This window comes from Streptomyces sp. NPDC044106 (assembly GCF_056433985.1).
Genome location: NZ_JBWKFZ010000028.1, coordinates 1 through 16022 on the forward strand (window position 1 = coordinate 1; position 16022 = coordinate 16022).

32 protein-coding genes and 1 pseudogene are annotated in these 16022 nt (G+C 69.5%); 28 read left to right on the plus strand and 5 right to left on the minus strand.

All coding sequences use genetic code 11. The features are described 5' to 3' along the window. Positions 1 to 103 precede the first annotated feature (103 nt). The 26 genes and pseudogenes from AC07DI_RS34615 to AC07DI_RS34740 form a co-directional block, all read left to right on the plus strand. Positions 104 to 376 (plus strand): annotated as a pseudogene (locus AC07DI_RS34615) (recombinase RecT); the annotation flags it as partial. A gap of 63 nt (positions 377 to 439) precedes the next feature. Further along, positions 440 to 718, plus strand: a complete 279-nt coding sequence (locus AC07DI_RS34620) for a hypothetical protein (RefSeq protein ID WP_478908623.1) — start codon at positions 440 to 442, stop codon at positions 716 to 718. Further along, the gene (locus tag AC07DI_RS34625) at positions 715 to 1080 is read left to right on the plus strand and encodes a hypothetical protein (RefSeq protein ID WP_478908625.1); all 366 of its coding nucleotides are present in this window, start codon (positions 715 to 717) and stop codon (positions 1078 to 1080) included. The genes AC07DI_RS34620 and AC07DI_RS34625 overlap by 4 nt, the downstream gene beginning before the upstream one ends. Beyond that, positions 1077 to 1286, plus strand: coding sequence for a hypothetical protein (locus AC07DI_RS34630; RefSeq protein ID WP_478908627.1), 210 nt, complete (start codon positions 1077 to 1079; stop codon positions 1284 to 1286). Before AC07DI_RS34625 ends, AC07DI_RS34630 begins: the two co-directional genes overlap by 4 nt. Beyond that, the gene (locus tag AC07DI_RS34635) at positions 1283 to 2077 is read left to right on the plus strand and encodes a hypothetical protein (RefSeq protein WP_478908628.1); all 795 of its coding nucleotides are present in this window, start codon (positions 1283 to 1285) and stop codon (positions 2075 to 2077) included. Before AC07DI_RS34630 ends, AC07DI_RS34635 begins: the two co-directional genes overlap by 4 nt. Continuing rightward, on the plus strand, positions 2074 to 3156 hold the full coding sequence (locus AC07DI_RS34640; protein WP_478908629.1) for a DNA cytosine methyltransferase: 1083 nt from the start codon (positions 2074 to 2076) through the stop codon (positions 3154 to 3156). Before AC07DI_RS34635 ends, AC07DI_RS34640 begins: the two co-directional genes overlap by 4 nt. A gap of 224 nt (positions 3157 to 3380) precedes the next feature. After that, the gene (locus tag AC07DI_RS34645) at positions 3381 to 4211 is read left to right on the plus strand and encodes an HNH endonuclease (RefSeq protein WP_478908630.1); all 831 of its coding nucleotides are present in this window, start codon (positions 3381 to 3383) and stop codon (positions 4209 to 4211) included. Beyond that, positions 4211 to 5368: an HNH endonuclease gene (locus AC07DI_RS34650; RefSeq protein ID WP_478908632.1), complete on the plus strand. Its 1158-nt coding sequence runs from the start codon at positions 4211 to 4213 to the stop codon at positions 5366 to 5368. The genes AC07DI_RS34645 and AC07DI_RS34650 overlap by 1 nt, the downstream gene beginning before the upstream one ends. Further along, the gene (locus tag AC07DI_RS34655) at positions 5365 to 6105 is read left to right on the plus strand and encodes a zinc finger domain-containing protein (protein ID WP_478908634.1); all 741 of its coding nucleotides are present in this window, start codon (positions 5365 to 5367) and stop codon (positions 6103 to 6105) included. Before AC07DI_RS34650 ends, AC07DI_RS34655 begins: the two co-directional genes overlap by 4 nt. After that, on the plus strand, positions 6102 to 6434 hold the full coding sequence (locus AC07DI_RS34660) for a hypothetical protein (protein WP_478908636.1): 333 nt from the start codon (positions 6102 to 6104) through the stop codon (positions 6432 to 6434). Before AC07DI_RS34655 ends, AC07DI_RS34660 begins: the two co-directional genes overlap by 4 nt. Beyond that, complete coding sequence (locus AC07DI_RS34665; RefSeq protein ID WP_478908637.1) at positions 6431 to 6637, plus strand: hypothetical protein; 207 nt, start codon at positions 6431 to 6433, stop codon at positions 6635 to 6637. Before AC07DI_RS34660 ends, AC07DI_RS34665 begins: the two co-directional genes overlap by 4 nt. After that, positions 6634 to 6939, plus strand: coding sequence for a zinc finger domain-containing protein (locus AC07DI_RS34670; RefSeq protein WP_478908639.1), 306 nt, complete (start codon positions 6634 to 6636; stop codon positions 6937 to 6939). Before AC07DI_RS34665 ends, AC07DI_RS34670 begins: the two co-directional genes overlap by 4 nt. Next, entirely contained in the window at positions 6936 to 7214 is a 279-nt protein-coding gene (locus AC07DI_RS34675; RefSeq protein WP_478908640.1) for a helix-turn-helix domain-containing protein, read from the plus strand. Before AC07DI_RS34670 ends, AC07DI_RS34675 begins: the two co-directional genes overlap by 4 nt. Positions 7215 to 7559: 345 nt before the next feature. Then, complete coding sequence (locus AC07DI_RS34680) at positions 7560 to 7784, plus strand: hypothetical protein (protein ID WP_478908641.1); 225 nt, start codon at positions 7560 to 7562, stop codon at positions 7782 to 7784. Continuing rightward, positions 7781 to 8218: a hypothetical protein gene (locus tag AC07DI_RS34685; RefSeq protein WP_478908643.1), complete on the plus strand. Its 438-nt coding sequence runs from the start codon at positions 7781 to 7783 to the stop codon at positions 8216 to 8218. Before AC07DI_RS34680 ends, AC07DI_RS34685 begins: the two co-directional genes overlap by 4 nt. Further along, positions 8215 to 8421: a hypothetical protein gene (locus tag AC07DI_RS34690; RefSeq protein WP_478908645.1), complete on the plus strand. Its 207-nt coding sequence runs from the start codon at positions 8215 to 8217 to the stop codon at positions 8419 to 8421. The genes AC07DI_RS34685 and AC07DI_RS34690 overlap by 4 nt, the downstream gene beginning before the upstream one ends. A 28-nt stretch (positions 8422 to 8449) precedes the next feature. After that, positions 8450 to 8731, plus strand: coding sequence for a hypothetical protein (locus AC07DI_RS34695; RefSeq protein WP_478908647.1), 282 nt, complete (start codon positions 8450 to 8452; stop codon positions 8729 to 8731). An 80-nt stretch (positions 8732 to 8811) separates the two neighbouring features. Continuing rightward, on the plus strand, positions 8812 to 8958 hold the full coding sequence (locus AC07DI_RS34700) for a hypothetical protein (protein WP_478908649.1): 147 nt from the start codon (positions 8812 to 8814) through the stop codon (positions 8956 to 8958). Further along, entirely contained in the window at positions 8955 to 9800 is an 846-nt protein-coding gene (locus tag AC07DI_RS34705) for a DUF1653 domain-containing protein (protein ID WP_478908651.1), read from the plus strand. The genes AC07DI_RS34700 and AC07DI_RS34705 overlap by 4 nt, the downstream gene beginning before the upstream one ends. Next, the gene (locus AC07DI_RS34710) at positions 9800 to 9961 is read left to right on the plus strand and encodes a hypothetical protein (protein ID WP_478908653.1); all 162 of its coding nucleotides are present in this window, start codon (positions 9800 to 9802) and stop codon (positions 9959 to 9961) included. Before AC07DI_RS34705 ends, AC07DI_RS34710 begins: the two co-directional genes overlap by 1 nt. A gap of 58 nt (positions 9962 to 10019) precedes the next feature. Beyond that, a complete protein-coding gene (locus AC07DI_RS34715; RefSeq protein ID WP_478908655.1) occupies positions 10020 to 10259 on the plus strand; it encodes a hypothetical protein in 240 nt (79 codons plus the stop codon). Further along, entirely contained in the window at positions 10256 to 10453 is a 198-nt protein-coding gene (locus AC07DI_RS34720) for a hypothetical protein (RefSeq protein ID WP_478908657.1), read from the plus strand. Before AC07DI_RS34715 ends, AC07DI_RS34720 begins: the two co-directional genes overlap by 4 nt. A gap of 43 nt (positions 10454 to 10496) precedes the next feature. Then, positions 10497 to 10760, plus strand: a complete 264-nt coding sequence (locus tag AC07DI_RS34725) for a LuxR C-terminal-related transcriptional regulator (RefSeq protein WP_478908659.1) — start codon at positions 10497 to 10499, stop codon at positions 10758 to 10760. 198 nt (positions 10761 to 10958) lie between these two features. After that, a complete protein-coding gene (locus AC07DI_RS34730; RefSeq protein ID WP_478908661.1) occupies positions 10959 to 11099 on the plus strand; it encodes a hypothetical protein in 141 nt (46 codons plus the stop codon). Then, positions 11096 to 11584, plus strand: coding sequence for a LuxR C-terminal-related transcriptional regulator (locus AC07DI_RS34735; RefSeq protein WP_478908663.1), 489 nt, complete (start codon positions 11096 to 11098; stop codon positions 11582 to 11584). Before AC07DI_RS34730 ends, AC07DI_RS34735 begins: the two co-directional genes overlap by 4 nt. Then, complete coding sequence (locus tag AC07DI_RS34740) at positions 11581 to 11889, plus strand: hypothetical protein (protein ID WP_478908665.1); 309 nt, start codon at positions 11581 to 11583, stop codon at positions 11887 to 11889. The genes AC07DI_RS34735 and AC07DI_RS34740 overlap by 4 nt, the downstream gene beginning before the upstream one ends. A 60-nt stretch (positions 11890 to 11949) precedes the next feature. On the opposite strand, the gene AC07DI_RS34745 is transcribed toward AC07DI_RS34740, so the two are convergent. Further along, on the minus strand, positions 11950 to 12135 hold the full coding sequence (locus tag AC07DI_RS34745) for a hypothetical protein (RefSeq protein ID WP_478908666.1): 186 nt from the start codon (positions 12133 to 12135) through the stop codon (positions 11950 to 11952). Positions 12136 to 12241: 106 nt separating this feature from the next. On the opposite strand from AC07DI_RS34745, the gene AC07DI_RS34750 reads away from it, so the two are divergent. Further along, on the plus strand, positions 12242 to 12550 hold the full coding sequence (locus AC07DI_RS34750; protein WP_478908668.1) for a hypothetical protein: 309 nt from the start codon (positions 12242 to 12244) through the stop codon (positions 12548 to 12550). Further along, complete coding sequence (locus AC07DI_RS34755) at positions 12547 to 12804, plus strand: hypothetical protein (RefSeq protein WP_478908670.1); 258 nt, start codon at positions 12547 to 12549, stop codon at positions 12802 to 12804. Before AC07DI_RS34750 ends, AC07DI_RS34755 begins: the two co-directional genes overlap by 4 nt. Positions 12805 to 12965: 161 nt before the next feature. Here the strand turns inward: AC07DI_RS34755 and AC07DI_RS34760 are convergent, their stop codons facing one another. From AC07DI_RS34760 to AC07DI_RS34775, 4 genes are all read right to left on the minus strand, one after another. Beyond that, positions 12966 to 13493 (minus strand): hypothetical protein, encoded by a 528-nt coding sequence (locus AC07DI_RS34760; protein ID WP_478908671.1) that lies wholly within the window; start codon positions 13491 to 13493, stop codon positions 12966 to 12968. A gap of 85 nt (positions 13494 to 13578) precedes the next feature. Then, a complete protein-coding gene (locus AC07DI_RS34765; protein ID WP_478908673.1) occupies positions 13579 to 13923 on the minus strand; it encodes a DUF6083 domain-containing protein in 345 nt (114 codons plus the stop codon). Between the two features lie 427 nt (positions 13924 to 14350). Beyond that, on the minus strand, positions 14351 to 14737 hold the full coding sequence (locus AC07DI_RS34770) for a hypothetical protein (protein ID WP_478908674.1): 387 nt from the start codon (positions 14735 to 14737) through the stop codon (positions 14351 to 14353). 143 nt (positions 14738 to 14880) lie between these two features. Further along, positions 14881 to 15330 carry a DUF6907 domain-containing protein gene (locus AC07DI_RS34775; RefSeq protein ID WP_478908676.1) on the minus strand — a complete coding sequence of 150 codons (450 nt, stop codon included), beginning with the start codon at positions 15328 to 15330 and terminating at the stop codon, positions 14881 to 14883. Positions 15331 to 16022 lie beyond the last annotated feature (692 nt).

Here is a 16022-nt window from a genome sequence, read left to right on the forward strand (position 1 = left end):
TCCGCGTCCGCCAGATCACCGCGTTCTCCCCGCCCCATGCCCGACGCAACGAGCAGATCAGGCGACAGTCACATGATCGGCCGGACAGCTCCTAGTCAACGGTGGCCGGACCTTCAAGGTCATGTACCCGGACGAGATCGAAGAGCGGCGCCAGAAGATGCCCTCCAAGAACAGCCCGGCATGGCGCAACAGCTACGACGAGATGGCCAAGAAGACCGTCCTGCGCAACCACTTCAAGGCCCTCCCGAAGAGTGCCCAGCTGGCGCGCGCGATGGCCCACGACGGCACCGTCCGCACGGACGTCACGGTCGACGCCATCGACGTCGCCCCCGAGTACCCGCAGCGGCCCGAGCTCGAATCCGGCGCCAGCGACTAGCCCGCACACGCTCGAGCCGGCCGCGGGCAAGGCGGCCGGCTCCCTCCCAAGGAGACCACACCCATGGCAGAGATCGAGTTCACCGTCCCCCTCGGGGGCCGCGACGTCACCGCTTCCATCGTCGATCCCCTCTCTGAGCACACCGTCCCGGATGCCCGCGGCTGCCCCGACTGCGAGGGCGACGCCTACTTCTCAGGCTGCGCTGCCCCCGACTGCAACGGCTTCGCCTGCCCCGACTGCGGCACCGGCTGCGACCTCGACTTCCTCGACGACGACGAGTCCAACTGCGCCCGAGCCATCGCCGAGTGCGAGGCCGAAGAAGACGAGGAGGACGAGTCATGACCAAGCACCTCACCGTCGCCGAGCGGCTTGCGTCGACCGAGAAGGACGCCCTCCTCGACGACATCGCCCGCCACTCCGAATGGGACCGGTTCCTCGTCGAGCAAGCCGTCCTCCACTTCGGCGCCAACGTCGTCGACTTCAGCTGCAACGACTTCCGAGACGTCCTCCCCGACCTGGGGGAGGGCTACCTCGGGGCAGCCATCAACTCGCTGCGCACCGCCAGGATCATCCAGCACACCGGACGGATGGTGCCCTCCACCAGCGAGGACACCCACGGACACCGCATCGCCGTGTGGGAGCTCACCGCGAAGGGGCGACACATCGCCGCCCAGCGACAGGCAGCAAGGCGGGCCGCGGCATGAAGGAAGCCCTCCTCAACGCGCTGACCACGTGGACGGTCCTCGCCGAACTCCTCACCTGGATCTGGATCGCCGCCCCCTGGCTGTTCTTCGGCTCCCTCGCCGCCCTGATCGGTTGCCGCCTCTACGGCGACTTCATCGACGCCAACCAGCTCATCCGCGAAATCCAAGCCGACGCCAACCAGCCGCGAGAGGAGAAGCCGCTGTGAACGCCACCGAGACCCACGAGTCGAGCCGCGCCTGCTACCTCCGCGGATGCCGACGAGACGAGTGCAAGCAGGCCAACTACCGCTACCAGAAGCAGCTGGAGCTGGACCACATCCAAGGCCAGCGCCGGCTGCACGACACCGAGCAGGTGCGCGTCCACGTCGACAGGCTCATGGCCAACGGCTGGTGGCAGGCAGAGGTCGGTCGAGCTTCGGGCGTCTCCCGCTCCACCATCAGCCTCATCACCAAGGGGCTGCCCCGCACCAACCGGCGTATCGCCGCCGCGATCCTGTCCATCCCGGTTGTCCCCGTCATCCGTACCGACCGCGGCGAGCGCGTCAACGCGACGGGCACCATGCGCAGGCTCCGCGCCCTCGCTGTCCTCGGGCACGCCTGGCCGGACATCGCCGAACTCACCGGGGTCGGCGAGGACCGGCTCGGGTTCATCGCCCGCGGTAAGACCGACGTCGTCCGCCCCGCAGAAGCCCGCAAGGTCGCCTCCGTATACAAGCTCCTCTCCACCCGGCCTGGCCGCATGAAGCAGATCGCCACAGCGGCGAAGAACAAGGGCTGGTATGGGCCGCTCGCCTGGGACGAGATCGACGACCCGGACTGCCTGCCCGAAAACCTCAGGCGCAGGACCGGCGTCGGGCGGAAGACCGAAGTGGACGACGACGAGGTCGCCCGCCTCACACGTGCCGGCAAGAGCGCCAAGGAGATCGCCTTCCAGCTCGGCTGCCACGAACGCACCGTCACCCGCGCCCGCGGACGCGTGCTGGAGGTGGCCGCATGACGAACCTCAGCCTCTGCTCCGGCTACGGCGGCCTCGACCTGGCCGTCGAGCAGATCACCGGCAACAAGACGTTGGTCTACGCCGAGAACGACCCGTTCGCCGGGCAGGTCATGGCCGCCCGCTTCCCGCACGCCGAGAACCTCGGCGACATCAAGAAGACCGACTGGGCTGGGGTCGCCGCCCGGCACCAGATCGACACCATCGCCGCCGGCTTCCCCTGTCAGGGGCTCTCCAACGCCGGCCTCCGGAAAGGACTCCTCGATGCCCGCTCGGCGGTCTGGAAGAACGTTGCTCAGGCTGTTCGCGTCATTCGACCTCGCCTCGTCTTCCTGGAAAACGTGGCGGGCATCCGGTCGCGCGGCCTCGGCGAAGTCGTCGCCGACCTGGCCGCGATCGGGTACGGCATCCGATGGACGTGTGTACGAGCTGGTGAAGACGTCGTCGGGGCGCCGCACCCCCGGGACCGCTGGTTCGGCCTCGCGTACCCCGCTGCTGAAGACCCCGACGTCGCAGCTTGGCGTGAACGGTGGGCCGCAGCATCCGGCGAAGCGGAAGGCAGGCGGGCACGGGCCGACGCTGGAGGACGAGGTCGTGTTCCTGCTGGCGCCGCCGACGGAGCGGATGGAGCAGGAGCCCGCCTGAGGCTGCTCCCGTCCCCGTCCGCCGGGAACTTCAACGACGGTGAAGGCATCAAGTCCTGGCTCGCCCGGCGCGACCGCAACCGCGCCAAGGGAATCAACGGCAACGGTATGGGCACTCCGCTGTCCATCGCCGTCCGCATGGCCGATCAGTCGTGGGTGACCGCTGAGGGCATCGACTATGGGCCCGCCATCCGCCGCTGGGAAGCGGTCCTCGGCCGCCCCGCGCCGCTGCCCACCGAGCCCGGGGACCGCGGCAACCGGCGGCTCAATCCCGCGTTCGTCGAGTGGCTGATGGGGCTGCCCGAAGGCTGGGTCACCGGCCTCGGACTGCCCCGCAACCCGCAGCTCAAGATCCTCGGAAACGGCGTCGTCACCCGCCAGGCCGTCGAGGGCTACCGCCGGCTGCTGTGCGCCGACCTTGAGGCGATGGCCGCATGAGCGGAAGCACAGGGTCGCGTCGCGCGCCCCCGCCCCGATCAGGCCGATGAGGCACGGGGTTTGTGCACGCCTCCCGCGTACACAAACCCCCAGCTCAGGCTGGTAATTGACCCCGGTATGCGCCGTTCACGAGTCTGCCGCACCAGCCGCCTGAGCCGGCCGCCGCGCCGGGACCCGACCCGCACGCACCGCCATATCCGCAACGCCAGGAAGAAGAGAACCCCATGGCCGTCTCTAAGCGCCTCCGCTTCGAGATCTTCCGCAGGGACAACCACACCTGCCGCTACTGCGGCGCGTCCGCCCCGGACGTCCCGCTGCGCGTCGATCACGTCACCCCGGTCGCGCTCGGCGGCACCGACACCCCCGACAACCTCGTCACCAGCTGCGAGCCCTGCAACAGCGGGAAAAGCTCGGTCACCCCCGACGCGACCATCGTGGCCAACGTTCAGGAGCACCAACTGCGCTGGGGCCGTGCACTCGAGGTCGCAGCCAGCATCCAAGCGGGAAAGCGCGATGAGCAGGAAGCCGCCTGGAAGACGTTCGCAAAGTCCTGGGACTCATGGGCCGACGTCTGGCAGCCAGGCGTGAACGTGACACCCCTCCCCGGCAACTGGAAGCAGAGCGTCGAGGCCCTCCGCGTCGCAGGCCTGCCCGACTGGATGTGGCCCGACATCGTCGAAGCGGCGATGACCACCCCGGGCGTCAAGGACGAATTCCGCTACTGCTGCGGCGTCGCGTGGCGCCGAGTCCGCGAACTCCAGGACAAGGCACGCGAGATTCTCGAGCAAGAAGACCGCGAGCTCATGCAGAGCATCCTCGAAGGGTGGCGTGAACTCGGCAGCGTCGGCGATGCCTGGTGTGAAGCGGTCCGCGACGCCAGCACAGATGGCGTCGAGCCCGACGCCACGCCGCAGGAGTTCAAGGACGCTCTGTCCCAGGGGCTCGAGGCTGGCCTGACGATCGAGCAGTTGAGGGATGCGGCGCGACGGGCGGGCGCCGAGAACGACGGCAACATCCTGGCCTACCTCTCCGATGCGGATGAGGTGCAGGACTGATGCCCCGTATCCGCACCGTGAAGCCCGAGTTCTGGGAAGACGAGCTCCTCGGCATCATGCCGCGTGACGCGCGGCTGCTGTTCATCGCCACGTTCAACATGGCGGACGACGAGGGGCTCTTGAGGTGGACACCCGCCTACATCAAGGCGCAGGCGTTCATGTACGACGACGACCTGGCCATTGCCCACGTCGGCAAGCTCATGCAGTGCCTTGCCGACGCAGGGGTCGTCTTCCCCTTCATCGGGGGCGCCGCTCGCCAGCAGATGGCTGTGATCGTCAACTTCCGTAAGCATCAGCGGATCAACCGGCCGCAGCGGAGCAAGCTGCCGCCGCCGCCGACTGGTGCCTGGCAGGTGCGGGAGATGTACGCCCGCCGGGACGGCTGGGTGTGCCAGCTGTGCGGTGGCGAGATCCCGCGTCGCTTGGTCGCGAATGACGATCACAACCTGTGGGTCGACCATATCCGTCCGGTGGCCGCGGGGGGCACCGATCACCCGTCCAACGTCCGTGCCGTGCACCGAGTCTGTGGCCGGAGCCGAGGGTCCACTGACGGCGAGGATGGCTTCATTCCGCCCGCCGGGCTGGCAGGCATTGAGGATTCACTGAATGAGTCAGTGAACGGTTCACTGAATGACCCAGTGAATGAATCTCACGCTCCGTCGAACTTTCACGTCCCCACGGGTACCGACGGTGAGTTTCCTTCCATGAACCATTCACTGACGGAAAGGAAAGGAAAGGAAGGGAACAGGGAAGGGAAGGGAACCCCCCCTACCCCCCGGCAGCCGGCCGGCAGCCCCGCCGTGGCACAGGCAGAAGAAAAGCCCCTGCCCGACCGAATGGCCGACGCCTTCCTCGAGCGGTACGCCCGCGGCAACTCCTACAGGCGCCGCCAGGTCCGCACGACCATCGCTGACGCGCTCAGCAACGAGACCGACCCCGACGAGTTGTGGGACGCCCTCGAGCAGCTCGGCAACACCAGCTCGCCCGTCAGCGCCAACTCGCTGCAGTTCGCCTTCTCCAAGATCCGCAGAGCTAGCCAGGCGGCGACCGTCGTCGACATCGCTTCCGGCCAACCGCTCCCCGGTGGCGACGCGAACCTCGCCGGCTGGGCCGCTGTTGCCGCTTCCTTCCCCATCGAATCCGAGGACTCCGCATGAATCCACGAGAGGCCGCCGAACTGCTGGGCCACTGTGCAGCGTTCGACAACCGCAAGCCCAGTCAGGGTGCCGCCGTCGCCTGGGCAGCAGCCCTCCAGGACGTCCCGCTCGACGCGGACGCCAAGGCCGCTATTGCTGCCTACTACACGACGCCGCCGCAGGATCCGAACGCGAAGCTGTGGATCCTGCCGCATCACGTCCGCTCGCTCCGCTCGAAGATCCGCTCGGCACGCCTCGAGAACTTCCAGTACGAGCCGCTGCCCGACGAGACGCCCCGCGAGTTCCTGGCCCGCTACAAGGGCCAAGTGCAGGCCATCGCCGCCGGCCGTGTCGCCGGGCCCACAGGCCAGCCGGCGCTCACCGGCGGCCCGTCGCGAGAGTTCATGGCCGAGCTCGATGCCCACGGCTGGACCGGCAACCGCATCGTCGACGACGAAGGCGCGGCCGAAGCTGAGGTCGTCGAGTCGGTGAAGCGTTCCGGTCCGCTGGGTGTGGAGTGCCCTGCTTGCTCGGCCGCGATAGGCAAGCCGTGCAAGACGCCCAGCGGTGACGAGAAGCGTCCGCTCGGCAAGCCGCGCGCCACCCCGCACTCCGCCCGCCGCCGCGCCGCTGAAGGCCGTGAAGAACTTCCCGCCGAGGAGCGGGCCGCGCAGGAGCAGCGGGTCCGCGACCGGGCGGCCCAGCACCTTGCAAGCGACGACGTCGTGGACGCCGAGATCGTCGAGGAGGCGTCATGAGCGACGCTGCGATCCCGGACGACGACGGCCTTCAGGTCGACGACATCAAGGCGATTCGCAACGAGGGCCGCGGTGAGCTTCGGGCCTTGTTGCGGGCGCAGATCGACATCGGCCGCGCCCGGCGTGAACCCGCGGCGAAGAAGCCGGTGTTGAAGCCGTCCGGACACAAGCCCGGCGCCTGGCCGCCCGGCTGCAGTCCTCCCGGCCCGCCGCCTGAACGGCAGATACCCGCCCACGTGTGGCGTGCAGCAACCCGGCACTACAGCAACGAGATCAACCGACCCGACCAGCCCTGCGACTGCGGCCAATGCCCCAAGGAGAACCGATGACACCCGCCGAAGAGATCCGAGCCGCCGCCGACCTCGCCGACTTCAGCCCCGCCGAAATCCGCCTCTCCGCAGACGCCGTCCAGCAGCCCCTCGTCGATCTCCTGCTGCTCGGCGCCCACCACGCGGAGGAAGGCACATGGCCGCCAGCCCTCGTCAACCACGTGCTCGCCATCGCCCGAGCCCTGAACGGAGGCCCCCGATGACGATCCGTTCCGGTGCTCCGATGCCCGAGTCGCTGCGGCACTTCGTGCGCGCCAGTCAGCATCCCGCCCGCGCCGTCCCCTGCCCGCACTGCGCGGCGCCCGCCCACCGGCCGTGCGTGCTCCGCGCATCCGGCAGGCAGCTCACCGAGCCGCACCCGCAGCGGATCTCCGCCTGGGCGCAGCTCACCGCCTGCTGCCCGGCCTGCCAGGTCGAGCCCGGCATCGACTGCCACGACAACGGGTGGGCCCGCGTCACCGTCCACGACCGCCGCACGCAGGAAGCGAAGGAAGTCGCCGCATGAAAGTCCGTGCCGACATAGCCGCCCTGATCCGCGAGGGGCACACCAACGCGTCGATCGCCGCGCGCCTGCCCTGTGCCGTGGAGACCGTGGCCCGCGCCCGTCGGGCTCTGCGTCTGCCGCCCGCCGATCTCCTCGGCCGCCTGTACGCCGAAGCTGTCCCCACCGGGCAGGTCCGCAACTACAAGCCGCCCGCGGGTCGTATGCCGCTCTCGCCTGCCCGTCAGGCCGCCAACCGTGAGCAGCTGCTCGCCGCGCTCCGGGGCGAGGCCGCCTGATGCCCGCCGTGCTGATGCCGCGCGTGGATGCGGTGGCTGGATGGGGGACCGGGCCGCTGTGTGGCCGTGGGTGCGGGGGTGTTGGCGCTCCCGGAATCTCCGGTCACCCCAATCGAGGCCCCGTCGCGGTCTCCTGGCGGCCCTCAGGGCGCCTCTAAGGCATCGAGTGGCGCCCGGCCCGTTCCGAGTCTTCCCGTCGCCTCTCAGGGGCTCTCAGGGCTTCCCGCCTCACCCCCGAAGCTCTCAGCGCCCGTCTAAGCCGCTTTCACGCCCTGGAGACCCCGGGCGCCAGTCGTCCCCCGAAGGGCCGTCCACGGCCCCGCCACTCGCCGAATTGAGGCCCGCATGACTGACACCGAAGCCCCCGACTCCCGATGGGCGCCAACCCGTCGCCCACGCCGCCGAGCCCTCAGCCCCGCCCAACTCGCCCTCGCCGACGACCTCCACACCCGGGCCCTCGCCCTCCGCGCAGCATCCGACGGCGACCTGTCGATCCGCGAAGCCGTCGACCTCGCCGCCGTCCAACTCGGCCTCGAAGCGCCCGCACCCACCGAAGGAGAAGACCAGTGACCACTCGAATGCGCACCAACACGCCCGACCGGCAGAACCCCGACGGTTCCACGACGATCCACCTGAAGCGCTGCTGCAACGGCTGCGCCCAGTACCTCGGCGACGTCGCCGACTGGGACGTGGACGAGCACGGCAACCTCACCGACGTCCGCGACGAGTGCGAGCACTGCCAGCCGCTCGTCGAGGCAGAGGTCGCGGGCTGCCGCACCTGGAAGCTGCTGCCCCGGAACATCGCGTCAGTCGACAACGACATCGACCAGTACGGGGTGTTCGCCAAGAGCTACTGGCAGGAAGTCGACGGCAAGTTGCAGGTTGTCGGCCTGCGCATCGGAGCTGACGAGGGCCGGGTCGTCGCCTACTTCGGGGACTGGATCATCCGGCACCCCGACGGCGGGTTCGCCGTCCACGCCAAGCCGCAGGCGGTGCAGCGGTGACCGCCCACGCCCTCGGCGTCGAGATCTCCTGCGACGGCCCCGACGCCTCCCGCGACTGCCCGAACTCCGCAGCGGTCTCCGCCTGCTTCAGCTCCCTCACCGCCGCGCAGGTCCGCGCCGACGGCCACAGGGACGGCTGGACGCTCCGACGCCGTGGCGGCCGACTCGTCGACCTCTGCCCCGCTTGCAAGCCCACCCCGTGATCCCCAACCCGACCCGAAGGAGCACCCGATGACCACCTACCGCATCGAGTTCGGCAAGCTCGGCGACGAGTACCCGGTACCGCCGATCACCGTCGACTGGGACGACCCGACGGAATCTGCCCGGACCGTAGCCCAGCATGCGATCCCGTACCTGAAGCCGGTCCTGGAGAAGCTCGGTCGCGGCCACTTCGCCGACTGCTTCTTCCGGGTCAACGGCGAGCGTACCTACGGCGAGTTCATGTACCTCGACCTCGTCGGCGGCAACGGCGGCGCCCGCTTCTGCCCTGCCCGGCTGGTCCCCGCCCCGTGATCCCTGGTGCTGGCCTCCGCCTGCAGCTATCAGGCGGAGGCCAGCCCGGACATCCCACCACGACTGACCTGGAGTTGACCATGAACGAGTCCATCGAGCCCGCCGCCTCCGTTGAGGAGAGCGGTCACCCGCTGTACGGCCTCACCGTGCCCCTCACCGACTACCCCCGCTATGGCCTCACCGCCCCTACTGACGGCGGGGCCGACACGAAGGAGGACGCCAAGTGACCGACCAGCCCGCCGACGCCGACCTCCGCGAGCGCATCGTCGCCGCCATCGAGGACGTGTTCGACCGTTGGCGGGATGGGCTCGGTGACCAGCGGCCGGAGGACGCCATCCGTGACGCCGTCCTGGCCTGCCTCCCCGAGGCCCGCCGTCCGTTCGACGCGCAGGCCGGACTGCAGCGCCTCGCCGACGACCTGCAGCGCGGGGAGGCGGCCGACGACTCGCCCGCACCTGGCGAGATGTACCGCCACTACAAGGGCGGCCAGTACACCGTCCTCGCCGTCGCTGAGGACACCGGCACCGGCGCCCCGGTGGTCGTCTACCGCGACGAACACAGGCGCGTCTGGTCGCGGCCTCTCGTCGAGTTCGCGGGCACCGTCACCGACGGGGTGCGGCGGTTCACCCTGGAAGGCGAGTTGGCCGCCCTCCCCGCACCCGCCGACCGGGCCGCCGAGTGGCGGGCCGCAGCGGTCGAACTCGACAGCATCAGTGACCAGTTCGACGCCGAGGACTGCACCTGCGGCGACTGCGCACTCTGCACCTGGAAGGAGGCCGCCAGGCACCTCCGCCGCATGGCCGACGAGGCGCAGCAGCCCGAGCTGTGGGACGCGTCCGACGCCCGCCCGGGGACTACCGACTACACGCTGCAGCAGCGACACAGGCAGGCCGACGAGGGTCAGCCCGCCGAGACTGTGCACGGCTGCCCGCCCGATGGCTCCGGCCTCACCCCCTGCTGCGGCCGAACCCCGTTCGAGCTGCCGCTCACGGACCGGATCAGCAGCGAGGCACCCACCACCTGCCCCGGAGCCGTTGAGGCGCGGCAGGCCCAGGCGGGGGAGGGGTGATGACCGGCTACCTGCCGCCCGTCGGCGGCTCCAAGCATGAGTACTTCCCGCCAGAGGACGAGTGCGTCGACGCCACCGGCAACTCCTGGCCTGAGCACGACTACCCGCCCGTCGGCCACGGCAACGAGTGCCGTCGATGCGGCGCCGAAGCCGACGACTGAAGCCTTCCGGGGCGGTGGTTCCGGCCGCCGCCCCGCACCCGACCGCAAGGAGCACGACGTGCCCGTGAACATCGAGGCCATCTTGATCGGTCTCCTCTCCGTCGCCCACGCCCCCGAGCAGGCCGAGCATGCGGCCCGCGAGGTTCTGCGGCAGCACGCCCACGAACTCGCCGGGCAGCAGCGGGCCTACTTCGGTGTCGGTGGGGTGCCGCGACGCGCCCACTGCGACCCGAACTGCGACTTCTGTCGAGGCGTGACCGAAGCCTCCAACCTGATTGACCCCGAGGTGCAGCCGTGACCGCCGCGAAGCTTCCCCCGTACCTCGACGTGCGGACGGCCGAGATCCTGGCCCGCTGCTATCGCGGGCAGGCCAAGGGCGATGTGATCGCCCGCGCCGTCCGCATGCTCGCCACCGCCGACGGCCACCTCAAACCCGACGGCACGATCAAGAACGTGGCGGGCGGACGGCCCGCCACGAGGAGGCCCGCATGACCAGTCCCGCCGTCGCCGCAGCCGTCATCGGGGGAGGGGCGCCGTGAACCGCCCCAGCATCCTTGGCCAGCCGCTCAGCCCCGGTCAGATCGCGGCGCTCCGTCTCGCCGCGTCCGGCTACAGCAGCCGCCAGATCGCCCACCGGCTCAACAGCACCGAACAGGGCATCCACCTGCGGATGAAGGAAGCGGCGATCCGGCTCGGCGCCCGCTCACGCACCCATGCCGTCGTCATCGCCCTCCGCCGGAGCCTCATCCGCTTCGACGAACTCGACATCCCCGCCACCGCCCGGAAGGACGCCGCATGACCGGGCCCCGCCGCCTCACCGACGCCGAACTCCTCGCCGTGGCAGCGACCGAAGCGACTGGGCGGCCTGCCCTCCACGACGCCGAACTTCTCGACCAGCGGGAGCAGCGATGACCGACGACCCTGTGGAGGCGTCTCAGCGCCCGCGTCGGCCCCTGCCGCGCCGCGACCGGCGCCCCGCCAAGCACAGGAGGACCACATGACCAGTCCCGCCGCCCGCTTCGCCGCCGTGTACGCGGCCCTCACCGCCTCCCAGCGGCCCGCCGACATACGCGGGCAGCACATCACCGAGGAGCAACGGGCAGACATGCAGGACATGCCCGTGGAGGAACTGCTGTGACACCCCCACCACGCCTCACCAGCCACGAACGCACCATCCTCCAGTACATCGCCGACGGCTACGCACACAAAGAAATCGCCGAAGAACTGGCCATCACCCGCGGAGCAGTCACCGCCACAGTCACCCGCACCATGGGGAAAATCGGCGCCCTGAACAGCCCACACCTCGTCCTCCTCGCCTGCCGGCTCGGCCTCATCGACGGACGCCCCCGCCACCCCACACCCGAACCGCGTGAGCGTGGCCCGGTGCGCCTGCCGCTCACCCCCCGCCAAATCGACGTCCTCACCGCGGCTGACGGCGCCAAGACCCTCGCTGAAATCGCCCGACGGCTCGGGACAACCCGGCACCAGGTCGAATCCCGCCTCTCCGAGGCGTACATCCGCCTCGACATCGACTGGATGCCCCTCGCCGAACGCCGCGGCGCCGCCATCCGCATCGTCCGGCGACGCCGACTCATCCCAGCACCCACGAAGGACACCGCATGACCGACCGGCCCGCCCTGTACACCGTGGACATCATCACCAACGCGCGCATACGACTTCTCATTGCAGCGCGAAACACGGTCATCGCCGGAGATCCCGACTTGTCCGCCCGCTACCGCCGTGCCATCGATCAGCTTGAAGACGACGATCCGGCCGTCCGTGAAGCTGCCATCGAGGAAGCCAGCGCAGTCCTCCACGAAGCCACCGATGCTGTAGGTGGCCAGCCCCTGCAGCATGACGGGCCGACGATCACCGAAGCTACCGCTGATGACCGGCGTTGGTGGAACGCCGACAAGGAGGGCGCGTGACCGACCGCATCGATCAGGCCCTCGACGCCGACCTCGCCCACGTCACCCGGCGGCCCTGATTCACCCCGTCGACGGCACCCGGGCGGCGAGCTCCGACAGCAGCCGCCCGGCCACCTCCCGATCCGGGGCACCGCCGTCCCGCACCGCGGCCAGCAGCAGCATCAGCTCCTGGGCCTCGACCACGGACAGGACCGGCAGCAGCGGGGCCGACGGATCGCCGGCCGTAAGGTCATCGTCGACGTTCATGCCAGGACAACGGCGCCCTACGCCGACGGTCACGCGAACCGGCCGCCCGCCCACGCGCCCGGGCGGTACCGTCATAATGTCAACCGCGACAGCCCGGGAGGACGGCATGAGCGACCAGCCTTGGACCATCGACGCGATCGCCCACGCGATCCCCAACGCGGACACCCGGCAGACGTTCCTCCGCCAGGTCAACCTCACCCCGCTCCCCGAGCTCCCCGACGTCCTCGCCCGCTGGCAGGCCTTCGTCGAACGCTGGCAGAACGAGACCGCCCCCCAGCTGGAAGCGCTCCTCGAATACGCCAAGACGCACCACGGAGAGCTACCGCCCGAGTACCGTGAGGCCCCGGAATCGCGGGCCGACTGGGACCAGTGGGAGCAGACCATGCGGCAACACCGAAGGCACTCAGCGGCGTGACCTGGCATTTCGAGCGCGACCCGCTCGCCCTCGACCTCATCGGCTCCTTGCCGACCGAAGCCCAGTTCGCGTTCTTCAACCTGATTCCCCGGCTCGAAGAAGACCCCGATGCCGCCACCCAGCCCCACGGACTCGACGTCGACGGACCCGTCCGCATGCGCGAAGCCGCCCTCCCCGGCGCCATCACCGTCCTCCTCATCAGCGACGAAGCCGGGCGCATCAACCTCGTCGCCATCCTCAACCCGCCCACCTGAGACGCAGGAGAGCCGCTGCCGGTGGCCAGGCCCCTCGCTTGAGGAGATTCGCGCATGGCCTGGGTTGATCGCGAACACCTTCCGACGCTGGAGCAAGACCACCGCTACACGCGGCTGATCAACCTGACGAAGCGGCTCCTGGAGGAACACGTGCGATCAGGTCACAGCTCCAGCAAGGCCCACCGCCGATTGCCCGGCTCATCACGATCAGTGTCCGCGCCGCAGGACAACACACCGAGCTCGGCGACCGCGGGCAGGAACGACTCGTCGGCCTGGGCAGGCCCGTCCTGGTGGGACAACGCCATGATGAGTGCGGCGCCATCCTGATCGGCCACATGCACCGTGATACGCCGCCCTCCATCACCCAGCGCGGCCCTGACCAGACGCCGGGCCACCGCCGCGTACCTCTCCCGCTGCCCCGCAGCACCGAGATACCCCCAGGCGCGCAGCTGCTCCACCACCCGCACCGCGGCCTTCTTCTCCGACCACGGAGCGTTCTCCAACGCCCAGTTGGCCGCACGCCGGTTCGCGATTAACGCCGCCGGACGACGGCGCACAGGAGGCGCCGCAGCCCGCTTCGTCGGCGGATCCGGAGGCGGCGGCGACGGCGGCCTCTTCGGCGGCGGCGGCGTCTTCGGCGGATAGTCCGGCCGCGGCTTCGAAACCGCATCCTGCCGCGCATCATCCATAAAACGACCGTACCCCCGCATGCCCGGGCGGGACCCCGAGATGGGAAGACTCAAGCCCAACGAGGGACCCAGGACGGTCCGGCAGTCAGAAGAGCCGCTGCGCTCTGCGGCAACTCTCCTCCCGGAGCGCCGTCAGCCAACCCCACAGATCAGGCAGCTCCTGATCAGGGCAAGCCAGCGCATGCGCAATACGACACTGCTGGCTCGGCCTCGGGCACGAGTCGTCCTGCACCGCCCAGCCCTGCCGCACGTACCAACGCTGCCGCGGCGGCACCGTATGCGCGGGTGGGTGAAAGTCCGGCTCCAGCATGGCCCAGTCGTGGTCGTTTGTCGGCACCGGCTCCCACGGCAGCCCGCAGCGCGGGCACTTGACCGGCTGCGTCCGATCCTGACCAGTCCGCCACAACTCCTTGGGATCCATCGACGCCATACCGGCAGAATCCGACCGGAGCGCAGCGGACGGCAGCCTACGAACCGGACGGGCCACGCGGGCGCCGGGAGACGAAAGGCGGCACCCGCGGCGCCCCGGGGCCGCCAAGAGCCCACACAGCGCAGCAGAGGCGGCCGGACCGAGGGCTAGACGCGACGAGGCCCTGGCCGGGATGCCGGCCAGGGCCTCACAGTTCACTCACTGCGCGGGCTGCCCGCTGCCCGGGCACATCTCCCGGCTGCCGTATGCCTGATGCTGCGCGGTCGGCTGCCCCGGCTCCGCACTCCCGAAAGCCCCGCACACCGGACAGCAGGCCCGGCACACGCCCGGATCGAACCGACAGCCGCTCTCGTGATCACACACGCTGGCCTCCTCGACGAGGGATGACCAGACCACCGTCCAGCCCGCAGGCCAGTCCGGGAAGGGCTCACGCGAGGCGCACGAAAGCCTTCTCGCCATTGTGGAAGACCACCGTGACGCCCGGCTTACGGCCCTCCTCCGACGACCACACGGAAATCGACTCCGTCTCCGCAGACTCCGCAGCACCAATCACCCCAGCCAGCCAGGCATCCGGCGCACCCGACACCGGAGCCGCCACGAACGCCGGCGGAGACCCCTGAACGCCCGCGGTCGGCGTGTCGTGCTTCGCACCCTCCGCCAGCTGCCCAATCACCTGCCACCGCGACTCGCGGCCCGCCACCGTCACCGACAAGGCATACGGATGCGGGCCGTCGTCCAACACCTCGACACGCTGCACGTCAGGGCTGTTCTTCAGCAGATCGACCAGGAAGTCGCGGAACTCAGCGGGGCGCATTGGAGGGTCCTTTCGTGGCGGCGGCCGCCAGTTTAGAGGCGAGCGGACAGACCGGAGACGCAAGAGCACGAAGCCCGGCGAGCCGGATCAGAACGCTGTAGCAGAGCGGCGCCCCGCCAGAAGGCGAGGCGCCGCAGGAACAGTCAGGCAGTCCGGGCAATTCGCGCCTTGGCCCGCAACTCCTCCGCGAACGCGACCAGGTCGTCCGCAGTCGCATCCGCCATCTCCGGCGTCAGGAAGGCATCCACGCCGGACCCGTCGCCGTACAGGACGTGCGCGGCCCGCATGCGGGGGTCGGGGCTGACCGGGTCGGACGTCACGCGGCAGTACAGCTCGGAGTGCGCGTCCTCCGACAGCAGCGTCGGCACCTGCATGAACGACAGGTCCGAGTAGTGCGTGATGTCCTCGACCGCCACCTCAGGCTCGACGGCGTGCGGCTCGGTGCAGAATTCCGGGCAAGGCACGAAGATCGTTTGGGTGCGGCCCGGACGACCGATCAAAGCCGGCACCAGACGAGGGGTGGGAGAGGCAGCCGCAGTCGGCGAACCGCTATCCGCGTTGCTTTTCCGCGTTTCGCTATGCACTAAAGTCATCCGTGAAACCTTCTCTCTGGTAGGAGCGGGTTGATGATTAGCGAGGTGATGACTCGCTGGTCGCGGCGGCCGGGCGGAAGCCCGGCCGTTTCGCGTTCCTGGAACCTACCGGGGCGGCAGGTATAAGACACGAAGCACGATCGCGATCTGGAAAGGCAACAGATCACTAAGTGTTGAAAAGTTAGGGCCTAAGTTCTCAACTGTTGCAGGTCCCGGCTATGGCGTGACCTTGGACTTCCCGTCAGGCGGGTAGAGCTGCAACCCGCACGACGCAAGCTGCGGGACCCGCCAACATGGCCGGAACCGGCCGGTGTTCCTGTCGACGCCTCGAACCTACCCGGCCCGCAGAACAGGCCATCGAAAACCGGCGCCACGAGATTCGCCGAGACTCGCCGAGACCCACGTGACAGATTCTCAAAATGACAAAATTGCACGTCACCGACCTGCGACATGAACCATGAGGACATGTCCACGACCCCTTCCGGTAGACGTCCGATGCGGGCTGAAACTCGACCGTGCCGAGAAGCTACGCCCACACCGCGCCACCACCCGCACGAACCAGACACCGACCGCCAGACCCCTGAACTGCACCACGTCCGACTTGCCCGGACCGATAGGATTCGTCGCGCGCCCCACGGAGTGCGCGGCCAAGCGGTGGGTGGAGGTGGAAGCGGCCGGAAGCGGCGCTGCGC

Excerpts from the sequence above, each read along its gene's own strand:
- AC07DI_RS34620 (WP_478908623.1), top strand. The coding sequence starts at position 440 with ATGGCAGAGATCGAGTTCACCGTCCCCCTCGGGGGCCGCGACGTCACC.
- AC07DI_RS34625 (WP_478908625.1), top strand. The coding sequence starts at position 715 with ATGACCAAGCACCTCACCGTCGCCGAGCGGCTTGCGTCGACCGAGAAG.
- AC07DI_RS34630 (WP_478908627.1), top strand. The coding sequence starts at position 1,077 with ATGAAGGAAGCCCTCCTCAACGCGCTGACCACGTGGACGGTCCTCGCC.
- AC07DI_RS34640 (WP_478908629.1), top strand. The coding sequence starts at position 2,074 with ATGACGAACCTCAGCCTCTGCTCCGGCTACGGCGGCCTCGACCTGGCC.
- AC07DI_RS34645 (WP_478908630.1), top strand. The coding sequence starts at position 3,381 with ATGGCCGTCTCTAAGCGCCTCCGCTTCGAGATCTTCCGCAGGGACAAC.
- AC07DI_RS34650 (WP_478908632.1), top strand. The coding sequence starts at position 4,211 with ATGCCCCGTATCCGCACCGTGAAGCCCGAGTTCTGGGAAGACGAGCTC.
- AC07DI_RS34655 (WP_478908634.1), top strand. The coding sequence starts at position 5,365 with ATGAATCCACGAGAGGCCGCCGAACTGCTGGGCCACTGTGCAGCGTTC.
- AC07DI_RS34660 (WP_478908636.1), top strand. The coding sequence starts at position 6,102 with ATGAGCGACGCTGCGATCCCGGACGACGACGGCCTTCAGGTCGACGAC.
- AC07DI_RS34665 (WP_478908637.1), top strand. The coding sequence starts at position 6,431 with ATGACACCCGCCGAAGAGATCCGAGCCGCCGCCGACCTCGCCGACTTC.
- AC07DI_RS34670 (WP_478908639.1), top strand. The coding sequence starts at position 6,634 with ATGACGATCCGTTCCGGTGCTCCGATGCCCGAGTCGCTGCGGCACTTC.
- AC07DI_RS34675 (WP_478908640.1), top strand. The coding sequence starts at position 6,936 with ATGAAAGTCCGTGCCGACATAGCCGCCCTGATCCGCGAGGGGCACACC.
- AC07DI_RS34680 (WP_478908641.1), top strand. The coding sequence starts at position 7,560 with ATGACTGACACCGAAGCCCCCGACTCCCGATGGGCGCCAACCCGTCGC.
- AC07DI_RS34695 (WP_478908647.1), top strand. The coding sequence starts at position 8,450 with ATGACCACCTACCGCATCGAGTTCGGCAAGCTCGGCGACGAGTACCCG.
- AC07DI_RS34700 (WP_478908649.1), top strand. The coding sequence starts at position 8,812 with ATGAACGAGTCCATCGAGCCCGCCGCCTCCGTTGAGGAGAGCGGTCAC.
- AC07DI_RS34710 (WP_478908653.1), top strand. The coding sequence starts at position 9,800 with ATGACCGGCTACCTGCCGCCCGTCGGCGGCTCCAAGCATGAGTACTTC.
- AC07DI_RS34730 (WP_478908661.1), top strand. The coding sequence starts at position 10,959 with ATGACCAGTCCCGCCGCCCGCTTCGCCGCCGTGTACGCGGCCCTCACC.
- AC07DI_RS34740 (WP_478908665.1), top strand. The coding sequence starts at position 11,581 with ATGACCGACCGGCCCGCCCTGTACACCGTGGACATCATCACCAACGCG.
- AC07DI_RS34745 (WP_478908666.1), bottom strand. The coding sequence starts at position 12,135 with ATGAACGTCGACGATGACCTTACGGCCGGCGATCCGTCGGCCCCGCTG.
- AC07DI_RS34750 (WP_478908668.1), top strand. The coding sequence starts at position 12,242 with ATGAGCGACCAGCCTTGGACCATCGACGCGATCGCCCACGCGATCCCC.
- AC07DI_RS34760 (WP_478908671.1), bottom strand. The coding sequence starts at position 13,493 with ATGGATGATGCGCGGCAGGATGCGGTTTCGAAGCCGCGGCCGGACTAT.
- AC07DI_RS34765 (WP_478908673.1), bottom strand. The coding sequence starts at position 13,923 with ATGGCGTCGATGGATCCCAAGGAGTTGTGGCGGACTGGTCAGGATCGG.
- AC07DI_RS34770 (WP_478908674.1), bottom strand. The coding sequence starts at position 14,737 with ATGCGCCCCGCTGAGTTCCGCGACTTCCTGGTCGATCTGCTGAAGAAC.
- AC07DI_RS34775 (WP_478908676.1), bottom strand. The coding sequence starts at position 15,330 with ATGACTTTAGTGCATAGCGAAACGCGGAAAAGCAACGCGGATAGCGGT.